Raw genomic sequence first — 17259 nt, forward strand, 5'->3', positions numbered from 1 at the left:
GCCAATATGGAATTTTTCAGCACGCAAAACATTCTGGTTCATATCCCGCTCGGCAAGGGCGGCTACGATCTCTCGTGGATCGAGGCTGTCGGCACGCTGGCGGGGCTGCTCTGCATCTGGCTGGCCAGTCGGGAGAAGATCGTTAACTATCTGTTCGGGCTGATTAACGTCACGCTGTTCGCGATCATCTTTTTCCAGATTCAGCTTTATGCCAGCCTGCTGCTGCAGCTGTTTTTCTTCGGCGCCAACCTTTACGGCTGGTACGCCTGGAGCCGTCAGAACAGCGATAACCAGGCGGCGTTGCAGATACGCTGGCTGCCGCGTAGAAAAGCGATCGGCTGGACGGCGGGCAGCCTGATCGCCATCGCGCTGATGACGGTCTGGATCGATCCCTTCTTCGCTTTTCTGACCGAGCTGGCGGTGGTGCTGATGCAGGCGGCAGGTTTGCAGGTCGCGATGCCGGAGCTGCAACCGGACGCGTTCCCGTTCTGGGACTCGACGATGATGGTGCTCTCTATCGTGGCGATGATTCTGATGACGCGCAAATATGTGGAGAACTGGCTGCTGTGGGTGGTGATTGACGTTATCAGCGTCTGGATTTTCGCCCGCCAGGGCGTTTACGCCATGTCGCTGGAGTATCTGATCCTGACGCTGATTGCGCTGAACGGCAGCTGGCTGTGGATTAAAAGCGCGCGCCAGTACCGGCCGCGCGCTAACGCTTAATGATGGTGATGAGGATGGGCGTGCTGAGGCGCGCCCAGCGTCAGTCCGCAGTCTTCCCCTTCGCAGCGCTGATATTCCATCTGCACCGTCGCGTGATCGATCTGATAGCGCTCATGCAGGTAGTGATGGATGCGCTGCAGCAGGGCGTCGTGATCGTAGGGCGGCACGACATGCACATGCAGCGTCACGATCGGCTTCTCGCCCACCTGCCACAAATGCACATGATGCACATTGCGCACCTCTGGAATATTCAGCGTCAAATCCCGCTTCAGCTTGTCGGCGTCAATGGCGACCGGCGCGCCTTCCAGCAGCTCGTGCAGGCTTTCTTTCATTAGCGACCAGGCGCTGCGCAGCACCAGCGCCGACACCAGAATCGACAGCAGCGGATCGATGGGCGTCCAGCCGGTGTACATAATAATCAGCGCTGCGGCGATAGCGCCGACGGAGCCAAGCAGATCGCCCAGCACATGCAGCGCCGCGGCGCGCACGTTCATGTTGCTTTCGCCGCTGCCGCGATGCAGCAGCCAGAACGAAAGCACATTCGCCAGCAGCCCGGCAACGGCGATAGCCAGCATGATGCCGCTGGCGACCGGTTGCGGGTGATAAAAGCGCTGCACCGCTTCCCAGACGATCAGCACGGTGATCACCAGCAGGGCGATGGCGTTGACGAACGCCGCCAGCGTCGTCAGGCGCAGCCAGCCGAAAGTGTGGCTGGCGTTAGGCTTGCGTTGGGCGAACCGCACCGCCAGCAGCGCCATCAGCAGCGCCGCCGTATCGGTCAGCATATGACCGGCGTCGGCCAGCAGCGCCAGCGAGCCGGAAAACAGGCCGCCCGCCACCTCCGCCAGCATAAACAGGGCGGTGACGATAAAAGCGGCGCGCAACCGGGCGTGGTTGCCGTCATGTTCGTTGTGCGAATGTTGATGCGTCATAGTCATCCAGTCTGGCCAGTAAACTTCGGGTTAATAATAACAGTAAATTACCTGTTTCCGCGCAGTCATCTTGCGTTAGCGCCTGTTCGCCCAGCCGCTGGCAAAGCTGTTCGCCTTCGCTGATGCCCAGCAGCAGCCAGCTCCCTTTCATTCGGTGCGCGCGCTTCGCCAGCGCTTGCCACTGACGCTGCGCGAGCGCCAGCGCGATGGCGTCGCTGTCCTCCTGCAATGTCTGGCGCAGCGTGGCGATAACCGCAGGCAGAAACGCGCGGTCCTGACTGGCCAGCTGCCAGATCTGTCCCTCCAGTCCGGCCAGCGCATCCGGTAACGGCTGATTGCTCAGCGAGGCGCGCAGCGCGCTCAGGCCGATCGGTTTGAGCAACACTTCATCCGCGTCGCGCCAGGCCTGCGTATGGTGCGGCAGCTGTGCGTCGGCGCTGCAATAGATCAGCCGCGTGCGGCGCGCGGCGCGGCGTTCGCGGCGGCGCAGAATGCGCGCCACCGTCGGGCCATCCGGGCGCGGCATATTATAGTCAATCAGGATAATATCGAAGCGCGTCGCGGCCGCCGCCCGCAGCAGCGCGCGACCGTCGGCAAAGACCTGCGCCTCAACGCCGAGCCAGTTCAACTGCTGTTCCATCACCAGCAGGTTGGTGGGATGATCGTCGACCACCGCCACACGAAGCGGCGGCAGCGGGTGCGTTTCTTCCTGCACCGCGTCGGGACAGGGAAGGTGGGATGCCAGCATTAACGGCAGCGTCAGGGTGACGCGCGTACCTTCACCGGCAACGGAATGCAGCTGAATCTCGCCGCCCATGCGCAGCGCGATTTCCCGACAGATAGAGAGGCCCAGGCCGCTGCCCTGCACCGAACGGGCGCGGCCCGAAGGCGTCTGGTACCAGGGTTCGAACAGCCGGGCCTGTTCGTCGGGCGGAATGCCGCTGCCGCTGTCGGTAACGCAGAGCGTTAATTGCCCGTCGCGGGCGGCCAGCGTCAGGGCAATTTCTCCCTCGGCGGTGAACTTCACCGCATTGCTGATCAGGTTGGTGGCAATCTGCTGCAGGCGACCGCCGTCAAGCAGCACGCGCCGCGGCAGAGGCGTCAGCGCCGTTACGCTAAAGCGCGGGCCGCCTGGACGCATCAGCGGCGCCCAGAAGTTTTCCAGATCGCGCAGCCACTGCGTCAGTTCGAGCGGCGCAGGCTGCAGGCTAAAGGTATGACTTTCAATGCGCGAATGATCCTGCAGATCGTTCAATAGCGTCATCAGCGTGGTGGCGCTGCTGTGGATCAGCGCCAGATTTCCGGCACGCGGCTGACGCGCCAGTTCCATCTCCAGCAGTCCCAGAATCGCCTGCATCGGCGTGCGCAGCTCATGGCTAACGCTGGCGAGAAACTGGCTCTTCATCTGATTGGCGCGCTGCGCCGCTTCGCGTTCCTGTTCCAGACGCTGCCGCTGCCGGGACGCCAGCCGCTCCTGCCGCCAGCGGCGGATTAACAGCGCCAGCAGAATGACAATCGCCGCCAGCGCGACGGCCCCCAGCGACAGCAGCAGCGGCGTCGAAATAGCGCGATCCACGCCGCCGGGCTGATTTTCATTGCTCCAGGCGTCGCGCATACGCTGCTGGGTATCAGGCGGGATCTGCTGAAGACCTTTATCAAGAATGGCGCGCAACAGCGGCTGCTGCGCGCTAACGCCGATGGCGACGGGCCAGGCGGTATCGCTGGCGGCGAAGGCGAAATGGATCGACTCGCTGTAGCGGCTCTGAATTAGCCAGCGCGCCGACAGCACGTTATCCACCACCGCATCAAGCCGTCCATTGGCCAGCGCGTTATAGAGCGACTGGGCATCGTCGAAGGGCTGTACCGTCAGGTCGCGCGGGATCAGCTGCTGGGCCAGATCGCCGCGCCGCACGCCGATGCGCATGCCCTGCAAATCCTGCCAGCGGGTAATGCCGGTTGAAGCGCCGCGCATATATACGCCCCACAGCGCGCGCCACACCGGCAGCGTGCTGCTCTCGCCATCGCTGCCGCCGGTCAGCGGCTGCACCAGCTCAATCAGCGCCTGGCCGTCCGCCACCCGATCGCGTGCCTGCTGCGGGTTATTCACCCACAACGGTTTAAAGCGCAGTCCGGTGCTTTGTCCGATGGCGTTCAGCAGATCGACGCTGTAGCCGCGCGCCTCGCCGCTGTCGCTGCGGTAGCTCCAGGGGTAGTTGTCCGCCAGCGCGCTGTAGACAATGTGCGGATGCCGCCGCAGCCAGGCTTTTTCCATTGCCGTCAGGTGCAGCGTATTGGTGTCCAGATAGCGCGGCAGCTGCGCGCTCCAGCGGCTCTGAATGCCATTGACGATCTCGACCGGCAGCTGGCGAATAGCCTGATTCAGCGCATCGCGCAGCGCAGCCTGCGAGGTAACGGCATACAGACTCAGTTCGCCCGGATCGATCGGCGAGGCGATTTGATAGATTTGTCCCTGTTGCAGCTGGCTGAGAAGAAAGCCGGCGCTGGTTTCATCCGCCACCACATAGTCGTTCTGCTGATTCAGCAGAGTATAGAGCGCCTGCAGGTCGCTGCTGTAGGTTTCCCAGCGATGACGCCGCACGAAGTCAGGAGTGATCTGCTGCAACGTGCCGACGCTGACGGCGATGCGCGCATCCTGCGAGTTGAACATCACCGGACGTCGGTTCTGACGGCTGCGGTAGACGCGCAGCGGCGTACTATACCAGGCGCGCGTGGCGTAAAGCCCGGCGGGCAGCGGCTGCTGCGGCAGACCAAACGCCAGGTCGGTTTCGCCCTTACGCAGCGCATTCAGCAGCGCAGCGCTGTCGGGATAGCTTGAGAGGGTGAATCGTGCGCCGGTGAGGTTGCCGAGCGCTACCAGATAATCGGCGTTAATACCGTAGAGATCGTTGCCGACGAACATATTCCACGGCGCGCTGCGGGTCTGCAACACGCCGACCCGCAGCGTTTTGCCCTGCCACGGCAGGGTTTCGCCGCTCGGCATCATCAGCTCCTGCGGCAGCGGCATGCTGCTTACCGGTCGCCATTCGGCGGCGGCGGCGGCGGCGCTGAACAGCAGCGTCAGCAGCAGAAACAGGCGGGCTATTGTTGCGCTTTCCATAGGGCGGCAAGATCCAGCACCGAAGTGGCGCCGGTTTTTTCCAGAATGTTTTTTTTATGGGTGCTGACCGTCTTATTACTGATATGCAGCTGCTGAGCGATTTGCAGATTAGAGTAGCCGCGCGCCAGCAGCGAGAGGATCTGCTGCTCTTTACTGGTCAAGGGCAGCCCGCCCGTGGCCGCTAACGCCATATTCGACGGAAACGCCGTTTTGCCGCCCAGCACCGCCAGAATGGCGCTCACCAGCTGCGGCATGCTTTGACTTTTCACGACATAGCCCGCGGCACCGGCGGCCTGCGCCAGCTGCATATAGAGACGCTCGGTTTGTGCGGAATAGATCAACACCGGTAACGAAGGGAAACGGCGCTTCAGCAGCTTCAGCATTTCCAGCCCATCGCTGTCGGGCAGACTGATATCAAGAATAACCAGCTGGGCAGACTGCTGCTGCAACGCCTGAAAGGCCGCCTGTTCATTATCCACGGCGGTCAGGCTGAGCGAAATGGGCGCGGTGGCTAAAGCGGCTTGCAGTGCGACTTGCACCAGCGGATGATCATCAATCAGTAACAGATGGGCCATATCTTTGCTTCATTATTAACAGGAAGTTCAGAATAGCGGAAAAGCCTGTGGAAGCAATCATTAAGCAAAGAAGTTAAAGCGGAAGAAGTAATGATGAAAATAATATCGCGCCGAAACGGGTCTGCATAAAATAAAAGAGAGCCGCAGCTCTCTTTTATTTTCTCAGACGCAATAGCGCATAACGCAATTATTGCGTAGTGCCGTCGGTTTTACGATCGACCTCGCCGCCGCCCTGCTGGGTCTGAACTTTCTCATTTACGTTCGGGCATTTGCCATCTTTACACTGGGCGTTTTGATCCATTTCATCAGCGCTCATGCCATTGCTGCCTGCGGTCGGCGAGCCGCTTGCGCCAGGGGCAGTATTGGTGCTGCCGTTATTAATCTGGCTATTATCAACGTTATTCGGCGGCAAATTTTCTTTTGCGCCCGGCGCTACAGCGCCCGCGTCCGCCGCCTGGTTGGCGGTGCCGTTATTTCCCTGTGCCGCCAGCGCTGCGCCGCTGCCCAGTGTCATTGCTGCTGTCAGGACTGCAATTGCAAACTTATTCATAATTATGCTCCCGTTAATTATTATTGGTAGCTGCTGCCGAAACCCAATAGAACTTTAGAAGCCGTCTTTTTATGTGGGCGAGATAATATCTCGCCGGGACAACTTCTGACGAAAACTTGTGGTGCAAATAATAAATTTTCAAGAACTAACGATTAAAAGTGTAGTAAGGAACCAAAGAAACGCAAATCGCGCAGGCGTAGCGACAACGGAAAGTCGATTTACAGCGCGGTATTGAAGGGATAAATTGTTCAGGTGGTGCCCGCTGCGCCCGAAAAAAATATTAAATGGATAGCTTATGAATTACCAGAATGATGATTTAAGAATCAAAGAGATAAAAGAACTTTTACCGCCGGTCGCCCTCCTGGAAAAATTTCCGGCGACTGAAAAAGCCGCCGCTACCGTCGCCGCTTCGCGTCAGGCGATCCACAAAATTCTGAAAAATGAAGATGACCGCCTGCTGGTGATCATCGGCCCCTGTTCGATTCACGACGTCGATGCAGCCAAAGAGTACGCGTCGCGTCTGCTAAGCGTGCGCGAAGCGCTGAGCGGCGAGCTGGAAATCGTTATGCGCGTCTATTTTGAGAAGCCGCGTACTACGGTGGGCTGGAAAGGGCTGATTAACGATCCTCAGATGGACGGCAGTTTCCAGATTAACGACGGCCTGCGTATAGCGCGTAAGCTGCTGCTGGAAATCAACGATACCGGTTTGCCTGCGGCGGGCGAATTCCTCGATATGATCACGCCCCAGTATGTGGCTGACCTGATGAGCTGGGGCGCCATCGGCGCGCGCACTACCGAATCGCAGGTGCACCGTGAGCTGGCTTCCGGCCTCTCCTGTCCGGTCGGGTTTAAGAACGGCACCGACGGCACAATTAAAGTGGCTATCGACGCCATTAACGCCGCTGGTTCGCCGCACTGCTTCCTTTCAGTGACCAAATATGGTCATTCCGCTATCGTTGAAACCAGCGGCAACGGCGACTGCCATATCATTCTGCGTGGCGGAAAAGAGCCAAACTACAGCGCCGAACATGTCCGCGCGGTCAAAGCAGGGCTGGAGCAAGCGGGTCTGACGCCGCAGGTGATGATCGATTTCAGCCACGCCAACAGCAGCAAGCAGTTCCAGCGTCAGATGGTGGTGGCCGACGACGTCGCGCAGCAGATTAGCGGCGGCGAGAAGGGCATTATGGGCGTGATGATTGAAAGCCACCTGGTAGAGGGCAATCAGAGTCTGGAAAGCGGCGAGCCGCTGGTCTACGGCAAAAGCATCACCGACGCCTGCATCGGCTGGGAAGATACGGAAAAGGTACTGCATCAGCTGGCCGCCGCGGTAAAAGCGCGCCGGGGCTGATTGAGCCGCGTGCTTAAGCGCCCAGCAGAGCGAAAAAAAAACCCGCCGGTCGGCGGGTTTTTTATGCAGAACGAATTACTTCGCTTTGCCCTGGTTTGCTACCGCTGCGGCTTTCGCTGCGATTTCGTCAGCGTCGCCCAGATAGTAGTGTTTGATCGGCTTGAAGTTTTCATCGAACTCATACACCAGCGGTACGCCGGTCGGGATGTTCAGTTCGAGGATCTCTTCTTCGCTCATGTCGTCCAGGTATTTCACCAGCGCGCGCAGTGAGTTGCCGTGCGCGGCGATGATCACTTTCTCGCCGCTTTTCAGACGCGGCAGAATGGTTTCATTCCAGTAAGGGATCACGCGTTCGATGGTCAACGCCAGACTTTCAGTGGTCGGCAGCTGCTCGGCGGTCAGTTTCGCATAGCGCGGATCGTGGCCCGGGAAGCGCTCGTCGCTGCGGTCCAGTTCCGGCGGGGTAACGGCGAAGCCGCGGCGCCACTGTTTAACCTGCTCGTCGCCGTATTTTTCAGCGGTTTCCGCTTTGTTCAGACCCTGCAACGCACCGTAGTGACGCTCGTTCAGACGCCAGGATTTTTCTACCGGCAGCCAGGCCTGATCCAGTTCGTCGAGAATGTTCCACAGGGTGTGGATCGCGCGCTTCAGCACGGAGGTGTAAGCGAAGTCGAAGGTGAAACCCTCTTTTTTCAGCAGCTGACCTGCTGCTTTCGCTTCTCCGCGGCCCTTCTCGGACAGGTCAACATCGTACCATCCGGTAAAGCGGTTTTCGTTGTTCCACTGGCTTTCGCCGTGGCGCACCAGAACCAGCTTAGTTACAGCCATAGCTTAACTCCTTTACGCTCGTATGATAATGAAAGCATTATATTGCCGTCGCGCGCGGCTCGGCAATTGATAGTGCCCTACCATAGCGGAATTATTGACACCGCGTAAGTGCTGAACCGACGCGGTGCGCGTTTTTCAGCCTGATGTTATTCCGCCGTTAACGTATAGCGGGTAACGCTGTGATACGTTTCGCCGGGTTGTAACCAACAGCTGGGCTGAGGCCATTCGGGATGGTTCGGCGAGTCGGGCAGAAACTCGCTTTCCAGCGCGATGCCCTGAAAAGCAGTATAGCTGCCCCGATCGCGCGCGGGCGTCCCTTCCAGATAATTGCCGCTGTAAAACTGTAACGCCGGCGCGGAGGTATGCACCGTCAGCTTCAGCTTGCTGTCCGAAGACCAGAGCTGCGCGGCGGGCTGCTGTGCGCCGCGTGGATTAAGCAGGAAAGCGTGGTCGTAACCCTGTACCAGGCGCTGATCCTCATCCTGCAGAAAGTCGCGGCTGATGCTTTTCGCGGTACGGAAATCAAAGCCGCTGTTTTCTACCGTCTGCAACGGCGCGCGCGGAATGCCTTCGCTGTCTACCGGCAGATAGCTGTCGGCGTCGAGCTGTAGCTGATGCTGACGGGCGTCGCCGTGGTGCGCGTCCAGGTTGAAATAGGCGTGGTTGGTCAGGTTAACCGGGCAGGGCCGATCGACCTGCGCCTCCCAGTTAATCGTCAGGCAGTTGTTATCGTCGAGACGATATTCGACCTGTGCGATAAGGTTGCCCGGATAGCCCTGATCGCCGTCCGGCGAGTCGATGCGGTAGAGTACGCTGTTCTCGCTCTGGCTGACAATCTGCCAGCGACGGCGATCGAACCCTTCCGGCCCGCCGTGCAGCTGATGCGGCCCCTGGTTCGCCGTCAGCGCGATATTGGCCTCGCTGAGCCGCGCGTTGGCGATGCGGTTGGCGTAACGACCCACGGTGGCGCCCAGATAGGCGGTTTGATTAAGATAATCCGCTGGCGTGGCGCAGCCCAACAGCGCTTCGCGCACTGTGCCGTCTTTCATCGGCACGCGCGCCGACAGCCAGGTGGCGCCCCAGTCCATAAAGGTGGCGACCATCCCGTGCTGGTTGCGCAGCACGGTGATGCGCCACGGCTGGCCGTCTGGCGCCAGCGACGTAGCCTGATTTAGCATTGTCCCGCTCCTTCCGATGCGGTGCAGACGTAGAAGGTCTCTTTGATGCCGGTCGCGGCCTCGTACTGGCTGGCGACCGCCGCTTTCACCGGCTCCACCAGATCGAACGGCATCAGCGCCACCACGCAGCCGCCGAAGCCGCCGCCGGTCATGCGCACGCCGCCTTTATCGCCGATGGTCGCCTTGACGATCTCCACCAGCTTGTCGACCGGCGGCACGGTGATTTCAAAATCGTCGCGCATTGACGCGTGCGATTCCGCCATCAGCTCGCCCATGCGCTTCAGATCGCCTTTGCTCAGCGCTTCCGCCGCTTCCAGCGTGCGCGCATTTTCGGTCAACACATGGCGGACGCGTTTGGCGACCTGCGGATCCAGCTCATGCTCAACCGCGCGGAACTGTTCGATATCGACATCGCGCAGCGCCGGCTGGCTGAAGAAGCGCGCGCCGGTCTCGCACTGTTCGCGGCGGGTGTTGTATTCGCTGCCGACCAGGCTGCGGCGGAAGTTGGTATTGATGATCACGACCGCTACCTCTTTCGGCATCGGCACTGCGCGCGTGCCGAGCGTGCGGCAGTCGAGCAGCATGGCGTGATCTTTCTTGCCCAGCGCGGAGATCAGCTGATCCATAATGCCGCAGTTGCAGCCGACAAACTGGTTTTCCGCTTCCTGACCGTTAACGGCGATGTCGGCGCCGTCCAGCGGCAGATGATAAAGCTGTTGCAAAACGGTGCCGACCGCCACTTCCAGCGAGGCTGAGGAGCTGAGGCCGGCGCCCTGCGGCACGTTGCCGCTGATCACCATATCCACGCCGTTAAATTCGCCGCTGCGCTGCTGCAGATGTTTCACCACGCCGCGCACATAGTTAGCCCACATCGGCTCTTCGATGCGCATAATCGGCTCGTCCAGCGAGAAGCTGTCCTGCTCGCTGTCGTAGTCGGCGGCGATCACGCGCACCTGACGATCGTCGCGTTTCGCGCAGCTGATCACCGTCTGGTAATCGATGGCGCACGGCAGCACGAAGCCGTCGTTATAGTCGGTGTGTTCGCCGATCAGGTTGACGCGGCCCGGCGCCTGAATAGTGTGGGTCGGCTGGTAGCCAAACTGCTGCCGGAAAATCTGTTGGGTGGTTTCTTTTAAGCTCATGCTGAATCTCCCGTCTGGCGGAAATGAATATCGCTGACGGAACGCAGACGTTCCGCCGCCTGTTCCGCGGTTAAATCGCGCTGGGTTTCCGCCAGCATTTCGTAACCCACCATAAATTTGCGCACCGTGGCTGAACGTAGCAGCGGCGGGTAAAAGTGAGCGTGAAGTTGCCAGTGGTCATTCTCTTCGCCGTTGAACGGCGCGCCATGCCAGCCCATAGAGTAGGGGAAGGAGCACTGGAACAGGTTATCGTAGCGGCTGGTCAACTTTTTCAACGCCAGCGCCAGATCGCTGCGCTGCGCTTCGGTCAGATCCACCAGGCGTTTGATGTGTGTTTTCGGCAGCAGCAGGGTTTCAAACGGCCAGGCCGCCCACCAGGGCACTACCGCCAGCCAGTGTTCGGTTTCAACCACGGTACGGCTGCCGTCGTTCAGCTCGCGCGCCATGTAATCGACCAGCATCGGCGAGCCCTGTTTGGCGAAATAGTCGCGCTGATGAAGATCTTCGCGCTGCGCCTCATTCGGTAAAAAGCTGTTGGCCCAGACCTGCCCATGCGGATGCGGGTTAGAGCAACCCATCGCGGCGCCCTTGTTTTCAAACACCTGCACCCAGGGATAGCGCTGGCCTAAATCGGCGGTTTGCTGCTGCCAGGTGGCGACCACCTCTTCCAGCGCCGCGAGGCTTAGCTCCGGCAGCGTTTTGCTGTGATCCGGCGAAAAGCAGATCACCCGGCTGGTGCCGCGCGCGCTTTCGCAGCGCATCAGCAGATCGTCGCTTTGCGGCGCTTCCGGCGTATCGGTCATCAGCGCGGCGAAATCGTTAGTAAACACGTACGTACCGGTATAGTCAGGGTTTTTATCGCCGGTTACGCGCGTGTTGCCCGCGCACAGAAAGCAGTCCGGGTCGTGTTTGGGAAGCTGCTCCAGGGCGGGTGACTCCTGCGCGCCCTGCCACGGACGCTTGGCGCGATGCGGAGAAACCAGTACCCACTGATCGGCCAGCGGGTTGTAACGGCGATGCGGATGATCGACCGGATTGAATTTTTCCATGTTCTGTCCTGATTGCTGACTTAAGCGGTAATCGCAGAGTAAAAAATAGCACAGTGTAAAAAAGGAAAGCGTGATCCAGTCTGGATAAATGGAATCGTTTACACAAGCTGAAAATTCTGACTTGTCAGTAATAATAGCACCTGGAGAGCAGGGCTAAGTAGATCGAGGCTTAAATTATGGTAACGGTTACATGCTGCGTCAGTCTGTTTTACCGCAGTGATGACGTCATTCCCAAATCCGCTGGCGGGTAGAAAGCGTGAAGGGAGACGATAAGAAGAGGCGTTGCGTTGAACAACGCGCCGCAGCGCAAAGAGCTGACGATGCAACCTCACGGGTAGCCCAGCTCATGCGGACGACATAACAGGACGTAGAGACCCGGCGTCGCCGGGTCGGGAGATTATTTCAGCGTTTCTGTGGGATAGACATAATGGTTGCCCTGCGGCACAAAACTCAGACGATGGGTAATGCACTGCGGCGCATCTTCCGCATGGTGGGAAACGAACAGCAGCTGCGTTTGTCCTTCCGCAATCAGTACATCCACAAAGCGACGCACCAGCTGCCGGTTGAGGGGATCGAGTCCCTGCAACGGCTCATCCAGAATCAGCAGCGTGGGATGTTTTACCAGCGCGCGGGCGATAAGCACCAGCCGCTGTTGTCCCCAGGAGAGACTGTGAAACGGCGCATCGGCTTGCGCCTGCATGCCTAACAGCGCCAGCCAGCCGTTTGCCAGGGTGCGCTGACGGTCGGAAACCGCCTGATAAAGTCCGATTGAGTCAAAATAGCCGGAGAGGATCACGTTACGCACGCTAATCGCCACGCGGTAATCAAGATGCAGGCTGCTGCTGACGTAGCCGATATGCTGTTTAATCTCCCAGATGGTCTCGCCGCTGCCGCGCCGCCGCCCAAACAGCGTCAGATCGTTGCTGTACCCCTGCGGATGATCGCCGGTCACCAGGCTCAGGAGCGTCGATTTGCCCGCGCCGTTCGGCCCGATAATCTGCCAGTGTTGGCCCGGCAGCACTTCCCAGTTCAGGCCGTGCAGCACCGGTTTGTCGTTGTAGCTGACCACGCCATTTTTCAGCACGATGCGCGGCGCGTCGGGCGGCAGCTGCGGCAGCTGGTCGGGATTGTCCGCTTCCGGCAGCGCCATGCCGTCCAGACGTTCGCTGTGCGCCAGCTGCGCGACCAGCGCTTCCGCCAGCACCGTCGCGCGATCGCCGATATGGGTCAGATGGCACTCCGCCAGCACGCCGACGCGATCCACAAACGATGGAATATCGTCGAAGCGGTTCAGCACCAGCGCCAGGGTATAGCCCTGCTGATGCAGTCTCTCCAGCAGCGCCGCCAGGCTGGCGCGCGACGCGACGTCAAGCCCGTCGAACGGCTCGTCCAGCACCAGCAGGTCGGGCTGCGCCATCAGCGCCTGACAGAGCAGCGTTTTGCGCGTTTCGCCGGTAGAGAGATACTTAAAGCGGCGCTCAAGCAGATATTCGATGCCAAACAGCCGCGCCAGCTCGCGGCAGCGCGCGGCATCTTTCACCTCGTCCTGAATCATCTCTGCCGCGGTGCGGCCGGTGTCGTCTTCGCCTTCGCTGAGCAGATCGGTGTTGTTACGCTGCCATTCCTCTTCCACCAGCTTTTGCAGCTTCTCCAGCGACAGCAGCGTCGGCCGTTTGAAGTCACTGTGAAAGGCGCCCTGCAACGGCGGTAGCTCGCCCGTCAGCGCCTTCGCCAGCGAGGATTTACCGCTGCCGTTGGCGCCGACGAAGGCCCAGCTTTCGCCGCCGCGCAACGTTAAATCGTTGAGGGTTAATATTCGGGTATCGCTAAGACGAAACGTGCCTTGCGAAATTTGCAATGTAGCCATTTTTTATTCCGTTTTTTGCAGCGTAAGCTTCTGTTTTTAGCGACTGGCCGCAGGCATGTCAAACGGTGACCACAGATTCAGAGCAGCGTCGCGATAATCACCCGATCGGCGTTAAAATGTGCTATCACTGCCGCGCCAGGCTGCAGATTTTGCTGTTCAACCTGCTGATTGCTCAGCGTAGCGCACAGCGTCTCGCCGCTGCCTAGCCTCATCAGCACTTCGCTTTGCTGTTCGCCGCGCTCAATAGCGCTGATGGCGCAGGGCAGCTGGTTATCGGCGTTAGAGGGTTCGCGGCTGACGTCGATCCACGGCGCCTTAATCAGTAACAGCACCTCTTTGCCGGCGCTAAGCTGCAACCGATCGGCGCTCTGGCGCGTCAACGCCGCCTTCAGGCGCGTTTGTCCATCGGCAAGCAGTACGTCGACATGCTGCTGCACCCGTTCCGCGTCGCGGTGGACAAGCGTGCCGAACAGCTGGTTGCGGGCGCTGGTCTGTAGAGAAAAACGGGCGATGGCCGCCAGCAGGCTGTCGAGCGGCAGCTGGTCATCCTGCAGCACGTCAAACGCCTTTTGCTGAATCTGTTCCAGCAGGCGAAACAGTTCGATCAGCCGTTCGCCGTAGCGGGTCAGCTGCGCGCCGCCGCCGCCTTTGCCGCCGGTAGCACGTTCCACCAGCGTGCGTTCCGCCAGCTGGTTCATCTCGTTGATCGCGTCCCATGCGCTTTTGTAACTGATGCCCGCCAGCTTTGCGCCCTGGCTGATAGAGCCGGTCTGTTTAATCTGCTGTAACAAGGCAATGCGGCGCGGATCGGCGAACAGCTTCTGCTGGAGTCGAATAATAAGGGAGATGTCAGCCTGCATGCTAAGCCTCATAAAGTGGTTTGATTTAATTGTAAAAGAGGCGACGAGGGGTGTCACGGCGTTAAGCCCGCGTCAGCGGCGCTTCAGGAAAAGTAAAGCGCACAAAAGGACAGTGCGTTTTTTATCATGCTGGTTAAAATGATCTTTTTACCGTAATAAACGAGGCAACTATGCTGGAGTTATTAAAAAGCCTTGCTGTCGCTGTGATCATGGTGCCGATCGTGATGGCCATTATCCTTGGCCTGATTTACGGCCTGGGCGAAGTCTTCAACGTGATTTCTAAATTCGGTCACCGCAACGACCGCACGGCGAAGCCGCGTCAGTAAGCGCGCCGCATTCAGCTTTCTCTTAACAGGGTCGACATCGCGTCGACCCTGTTGCTTTTCATTCGCCTGATTTCCTTTTGATCAAACGTATGACAGCGTTCGCCGTCTCGTTATAGTATGCATTACATAACGTAACCCGGAGAAATGCTATGTCTGTTGTTAAGTGGAATCACTGGTTAGGCGCTGCGGTTATCGGCCTCAGCCTGTCAGGTCATGCCGTGGCCGCCGATAACGTCACCGTCTTTGCCGCCGCCTCGCTGACCAATGCCCTGCAGGATATCATCGGGCAGTATGAAAAAAACAAACATGAGATTAAAATCGTCACCTCCTACGCTTCATCTTCCACGCTGGCGCGGCAGATAGAGCAGGGCGCGCCCGCCGACCTGTTTATTTCCGCCGATCAGCAGTGGATGGATTACGCGGCTGGCAAAAACAGCATCGAAGCCGATTCGCGCTATACGCTGCTGGGCAACGATCTGGTGCTGATCGCGCCCGCCAGCGAAAAGGCGAAGCCGGTGCAGATTGACAAAAACACCGACTGGAAAAGCCTGCTGAAAGGACAGCGTATCGCGACAGGCGACCCGGACCACGTTCCGGCAGGAATTTATGCGAAAGAGGCCTTACAAAATCTTGGCGCGTGGGATACGCTGTCGCCGATTATGGCGCGCGCCAACAACGTCCGCGCGGCGCTGGCGCTGGTGGAACGCAACGAAACGCCTTACGGCATCGTGTACGGTTCCGACGCCGTCGCCAGCCATAACGTGACGGTGGTGGGGCATTTCCCGGAAAACAGCCATAAGCCGGTGGAATACCCGATGGCTATCGTCAAGGATCATCATCAGCCTGCGGTCAGCGCTTTTTATGACTACCTCAAAGGACCGGAGGCAGCGGCAATATTCAAAAAATATGGATTTACCCCACGCTAATGATATTGAGTGATGTTGAATGGCAGGCTGTGGAACTCAGCCTGAAAGTTTCTGCCATTGCTGTGATCGCCAGTCTGCCTTTTGGCATCTTTCTCGCCTGGCTGCTGGCGCGCTGTGAATTTCGCGGCAAAGCGCTGCTGGATAGTCTCATTCATCTGCCGCTGGTGCTGCCGCCGGTCGTGGTCGGCTATCTGCTGCTGCTGACGCTGGGGCGCCGCGGCTGGATCGGTTCCTGGCTGTATGACTGGTTCGGCATCAGCTTCGCTTTCAGCTGGCGCGGCGCGGCGCTTGCGGCCGCGGTGGTGGCGCTGCCGTTAATGGTGCGCGCCATTCGCCTCGCGCTGGAGGCGGTCGATCCTAAACTCGAACAGGCGGCCCGCACGCTGGGCGCGGGTCGCTGGCGCGTCTTCTTCACCATCACGCTGCCGCTGACGCTGCCGGGCCTTATCGCCGGCACCGTGCTGGCCTTCGCCCGTTCGCTGGGCGAATTCGGCGCTACTATCACCTTTGTTTCTAATATTCCGGGCGAAACCCGCACCATTCCGCTGGCGATGTTCACGCTGCTGGAGACGCCGGGCGCCGAGAGCAACGCCGCCAGGCTTTGCCTGATCGCCATCGCGCTGGCGCTGGTTTCGCTGCTGCTGTCGGAATGGCTGGCCCGCTGGGGTCGTAAGCGTCTGGGGGCTGATGCTGGAACTTAATTTTACCCTGCAGCAGGGCGACAGCCTGTTGCAGATAGATACGGAATTGCCCACCAAAGGCATCACCGCCATTTTCGGCGTCTCCGGCGCCGGGAAAACCTCGTTAATCAACGCGATCGCCGGACTGGCGCAGCCGCAGCAGGGCTATATTCGTTTGAACGGCCGCACGCTTAGCCATGCCGAAGAGTCTGTCTGGCTGCCGCCGGAAAAGCGCAGCGTCGGCTACGTGTTTCAGGAGGCGCGCCTCTTTCCGCACTATCGGGTGCGCGGCAATCTGCGTTACGGCATGGCGAAAAGCCGTCAGGGACAGTTTGATACGCTGGTGGATCTGCTGGGACTGAACGATTTGCTGGACCGGTTTCCCTGGTCGCTCTCCGGCGGCGAAAAGCAGCGGGTGGCCATAGGACGCGCGCTGCTGATGGCGCCCGATATTCTGCTGATGGATGAGCCGCTGGCGTCGCTGGATATCCCGCGCAAACGCGAGCTGTTGCCCTGGCTGCAAAAGCTGGCGAAGCAGGTGGATATTCCGTTGCTCTACGTCTCACACAGCCTGGATGAGATTTTGCAGCTGGCCGATCGGGTGCTGCTGCTGGATAAAGGAGAGGTAAAGGCGACGGGCACGCTGGAGCAGGTCTGGAGCAGCAGCGCGCTGCGTCCCTGGCTGCCGCGCAGCGAGCAAAGCACCGTGCTGCGCGTTCAGGTGCTGGAACAGCATCCCGACTACGCCATGACCGCGCTGTCGCTGGGCGATCAGCATATCTGGGTCAGCCGCATAGAGGCGCCGCAGAAGACGCCGCTGCGCATTCGCATCCAGTCGTCGGATGTCTCTTTATCGCTACAGCCACCGCTGAACAGCACCATCCGCAACGTGCTGCCGGCGCAGGTCAGCGAACTGGTTGAGGTGGATAATCAGCAGGTCGAGGTGAAACTGCGCATCGGCGCCAGCGAACTCTGGGCGCGCATTACGCCCTGGGCGCGCGACGAGCTGGCGATCAAGCCCGGCATGTGGCTGTTCGCCCAGATTAAAAGCGTTTCCATTACCGCATAAGAGAAACGGGGCGACAGAGAGCTGAGGTTTAATCTCTGTGTTTCCATTGCCGGTTTATCAGCAAATCAATGGGGCCATCCGGCCCGCC

The 17259-nt window shown here is 59.5% G+C and carries 16 protein-coding genes; 6 read left to right on the forward strand and 10 right to left on the reverse strand.

Annotated elements, in window-relative coordinates:
* Window positions 1-6 precede the first annotated feature (6 nt).
* The gene (pnuC, locus tag C2E16_RS06660; protein WP_038627336.1) at window positions 7-723 is read left to right on the forward strand and encodes a nicotinamide riboside transporter PnuC; all 717 of its coding nucleotides are present in this window, start codon (window positions 7-9) and stop codon (window positions 721-723) included.
* Here pnuC and zitB read toward each other — a convergent pair.
* The 4 genes from zitB to C2E16_RS06680 all read right to left on the reverse strand — a co-directional run bounded on the left by zitB (window position 720) and on the right by C2E16_RS06680 (window position 5898).
* A complete protein-coding gene (zitB, locus tag C2E16_RS06665; RefSeq protein WP_038627334.1) occupies window positions 720-1655 on the reverse strand; it encodes a CDF family zinc transporter ZitB in 936 nt (311 codons plus the stop codon). The two genes, pnuC and zitB, sit on opposite strands and share 4 nt — an antisense overlap.
* A complete protein-coding gene (locus C2E16_RS06670) occupies window positions 1624-4773 on the reverse strand; it encodes an ATP-binding protein (protein WP_104951451.1) in 3150 nt (1049 codons plus the stop codon). The genes zitB and C2E16_RS06670 overlap by 32 nt, the downstream gene beginning before the upstream one ends.
* Complete coding sequence (locus C2E16_RS06675; RefSeq protein ID WP_038627329.1) at window positions 4755-5348, reverse strand: response regulator; 594 nt, start codon at window positions 5346-5348, stop codon at window positions 4755-4757. The genes C2E16_RS06670 and C2E16_RS06675 overlap by 19 nt, the downstream gene beginning before the upstream one ends.
* Before the next feature lie 187 nt (window positions 5349-5535).
* Window positions 5536-5898 (reverse strand): YbgS-like family protein, encoded by a 363-nt coding sequence (locus C2E16_RS06680; protein ID WP_038627327.1) that lies wholly within the window; start codon window positions 5896-5898, stop codon window positions 5536-5538.
* A 295-nt stretch (window positions 5899-6193) separates the two neighbouring features.
* Here C2E16_RS06680 and aroG point away from each other — a divergent pair, with 295 nt between their 5' ends.
* Window positions 6194-7246, forward strand: coding sequence for a 3-deoxy-7-phosphoheptulonate synthase AroG (gene aroG, locus C2E16_RS06685; protein ID WP_084970772.1), 1053 nt, complete (start codon window positions 6194-6196; stop codon window positions 7244-7246).
* 75 nt (window positions 7247-7321) lie between these two features.
* Here aroG and gpmA read toward each other — a convergent pair whose 3' ends face one another.
* From gpmA to modE, 6 genes are all read right to left on the reverse strand, one after another.
* Entirely contained in the window at window positions 7322-8074 is a 753-nt protein-coding gene (gene gpmA / locus C2E16_RS06690; protein ID WP_038627323.1) for a 2,3-diphosphoglycerate-dependent phosphoglycerate mutase, read from the reverse strand.
* A 146-nt stretch (window positions 8075-8220) separates the two neighbouring features.
* Entirely contained in the window at window positions 8221-9252 is a 1032-nt protein-coding gene (gene galM, locus C2E16_RS06695) for a galactose-1-epimerase (protein WP_084970771.1), read from the reverse strand.
* Window positions 9246-10394: a galactokinase gene (galK, locus tag C2E16_RS06700; protein WP_038627320.1), complete on the reverse strand. Its 1149-nt coding sequence runs from the start codon at window positions 10392-10394 to the stop codon at window positions 9246-9248. The genes galM and galK overlap by 7 nt, the downstream gene beginning before the upstream one ends.
* Complete coding sequence (gene galT, locus C2E16_RS06705) at window positions 10391-11443, reverse strand: galactose-1-phosphate uridylyltransferase (protein WP_038627317.1); 1053 nt, start codon at window positions 11441-11443, stop codon at window positions 10391-10393. The genes galK and galT overlap by 4 nt, the downstream gene beginning before the upstream one ends.
* 397 nt (window positions 11444-11840) lie before the next feature.
* The gene (modF, locus tag C2E16_RS06710) at window positions 11841-13310 is read right to left on the reverse strand and encodes a molybdate ABC transporter ATP-binding protein ModF (RefSeq protein ID WP_038627315.1); all 1470 of its coding nucleotides are present in this window, start codon (window positions 13308-13310) and stop codon (window positions 11841-11843) included.
* Between the two features lie 77 nt (window positions 13311-13387).
* Window positions 13388-14170, reverse strand: a complete 783-nt coding sequence (gene modE, locus C2E16_RS06715) for a molybdenum-dependent transcriptional regulator (protein ID WP_038627313.1) — start codon at window positions 14168-14170, stop codon at window positions 13388-13390.
* A gap of 170 nt (window positions 14171-14340) precedes the next feature.
* Between modE and C2E16_RS06720 the strand changes: the two genes are divergently transcribed.
* The 4 genes from C2E16_RS06720 (at window position 14341) to modC (ending at window position 17171) form a co-directional block, all read left to right on the forward strand.
* On the forward strand, window positions 14341-14496 hold the full coding sequence (locus C2E16_RS06720; RefSeq protein ID WP_038627310.1) for an AcrZ family multidrug efflux pump-associated protein: 156 nt from the start codon (window positions 14341-14343) through the stop codon (window positions 14494-14496).
* A gap of 149 nt (window positions 14497-14645) precedes the next feature.
* A complete protein-coding gene (gene modA / locus C2E16_RS06725; protein ID WP_038627308.1) occupies window positions 14646-15422 on the forward strand; it encodes a molybdate ABC transporter substrate-binding protein in 777 nt (258 codons plus the stop codon).
* Complete coding sequence (modB, locus tag C2E16_RS06730; RefSeq protein WP_104951452.1) at window positions 15422-16123, forward strand: molybdate ABC transporter permease subunit; 702 nt, start codon at window positions 15422-15424, stop codon at window positions 16121-16123. The genes modA and modB overlap by 1 nt, the downstream gene beginning before the upstream one ends.
* Window positions 16110-17171, forward strand: coding sequence for a molybdenum ABC transporter ATP-binding protein ModC (gene modC / locus C2E16_RS06735; RefSeq protein ID WP_084970769.1), 1062 nt, complete (start codon window positions 16110-16112; stop codon window positions 17169-17171). The genes modB and modC overlap by 14 nt, the downstream gene beginning before the upstream one ends.
* Window positions 17172-17259: the final 88 nt, after the last annotated feature.

The sequence above is a fragment of the Mixta calida genome (genome assembly GCF_002953215.1).
GTDB lineage: Bacteria > Pseudomonadota > Gammaproteobacteria > Enterobacterales > Enterobacteriaceae > Mixta > Mixta calida.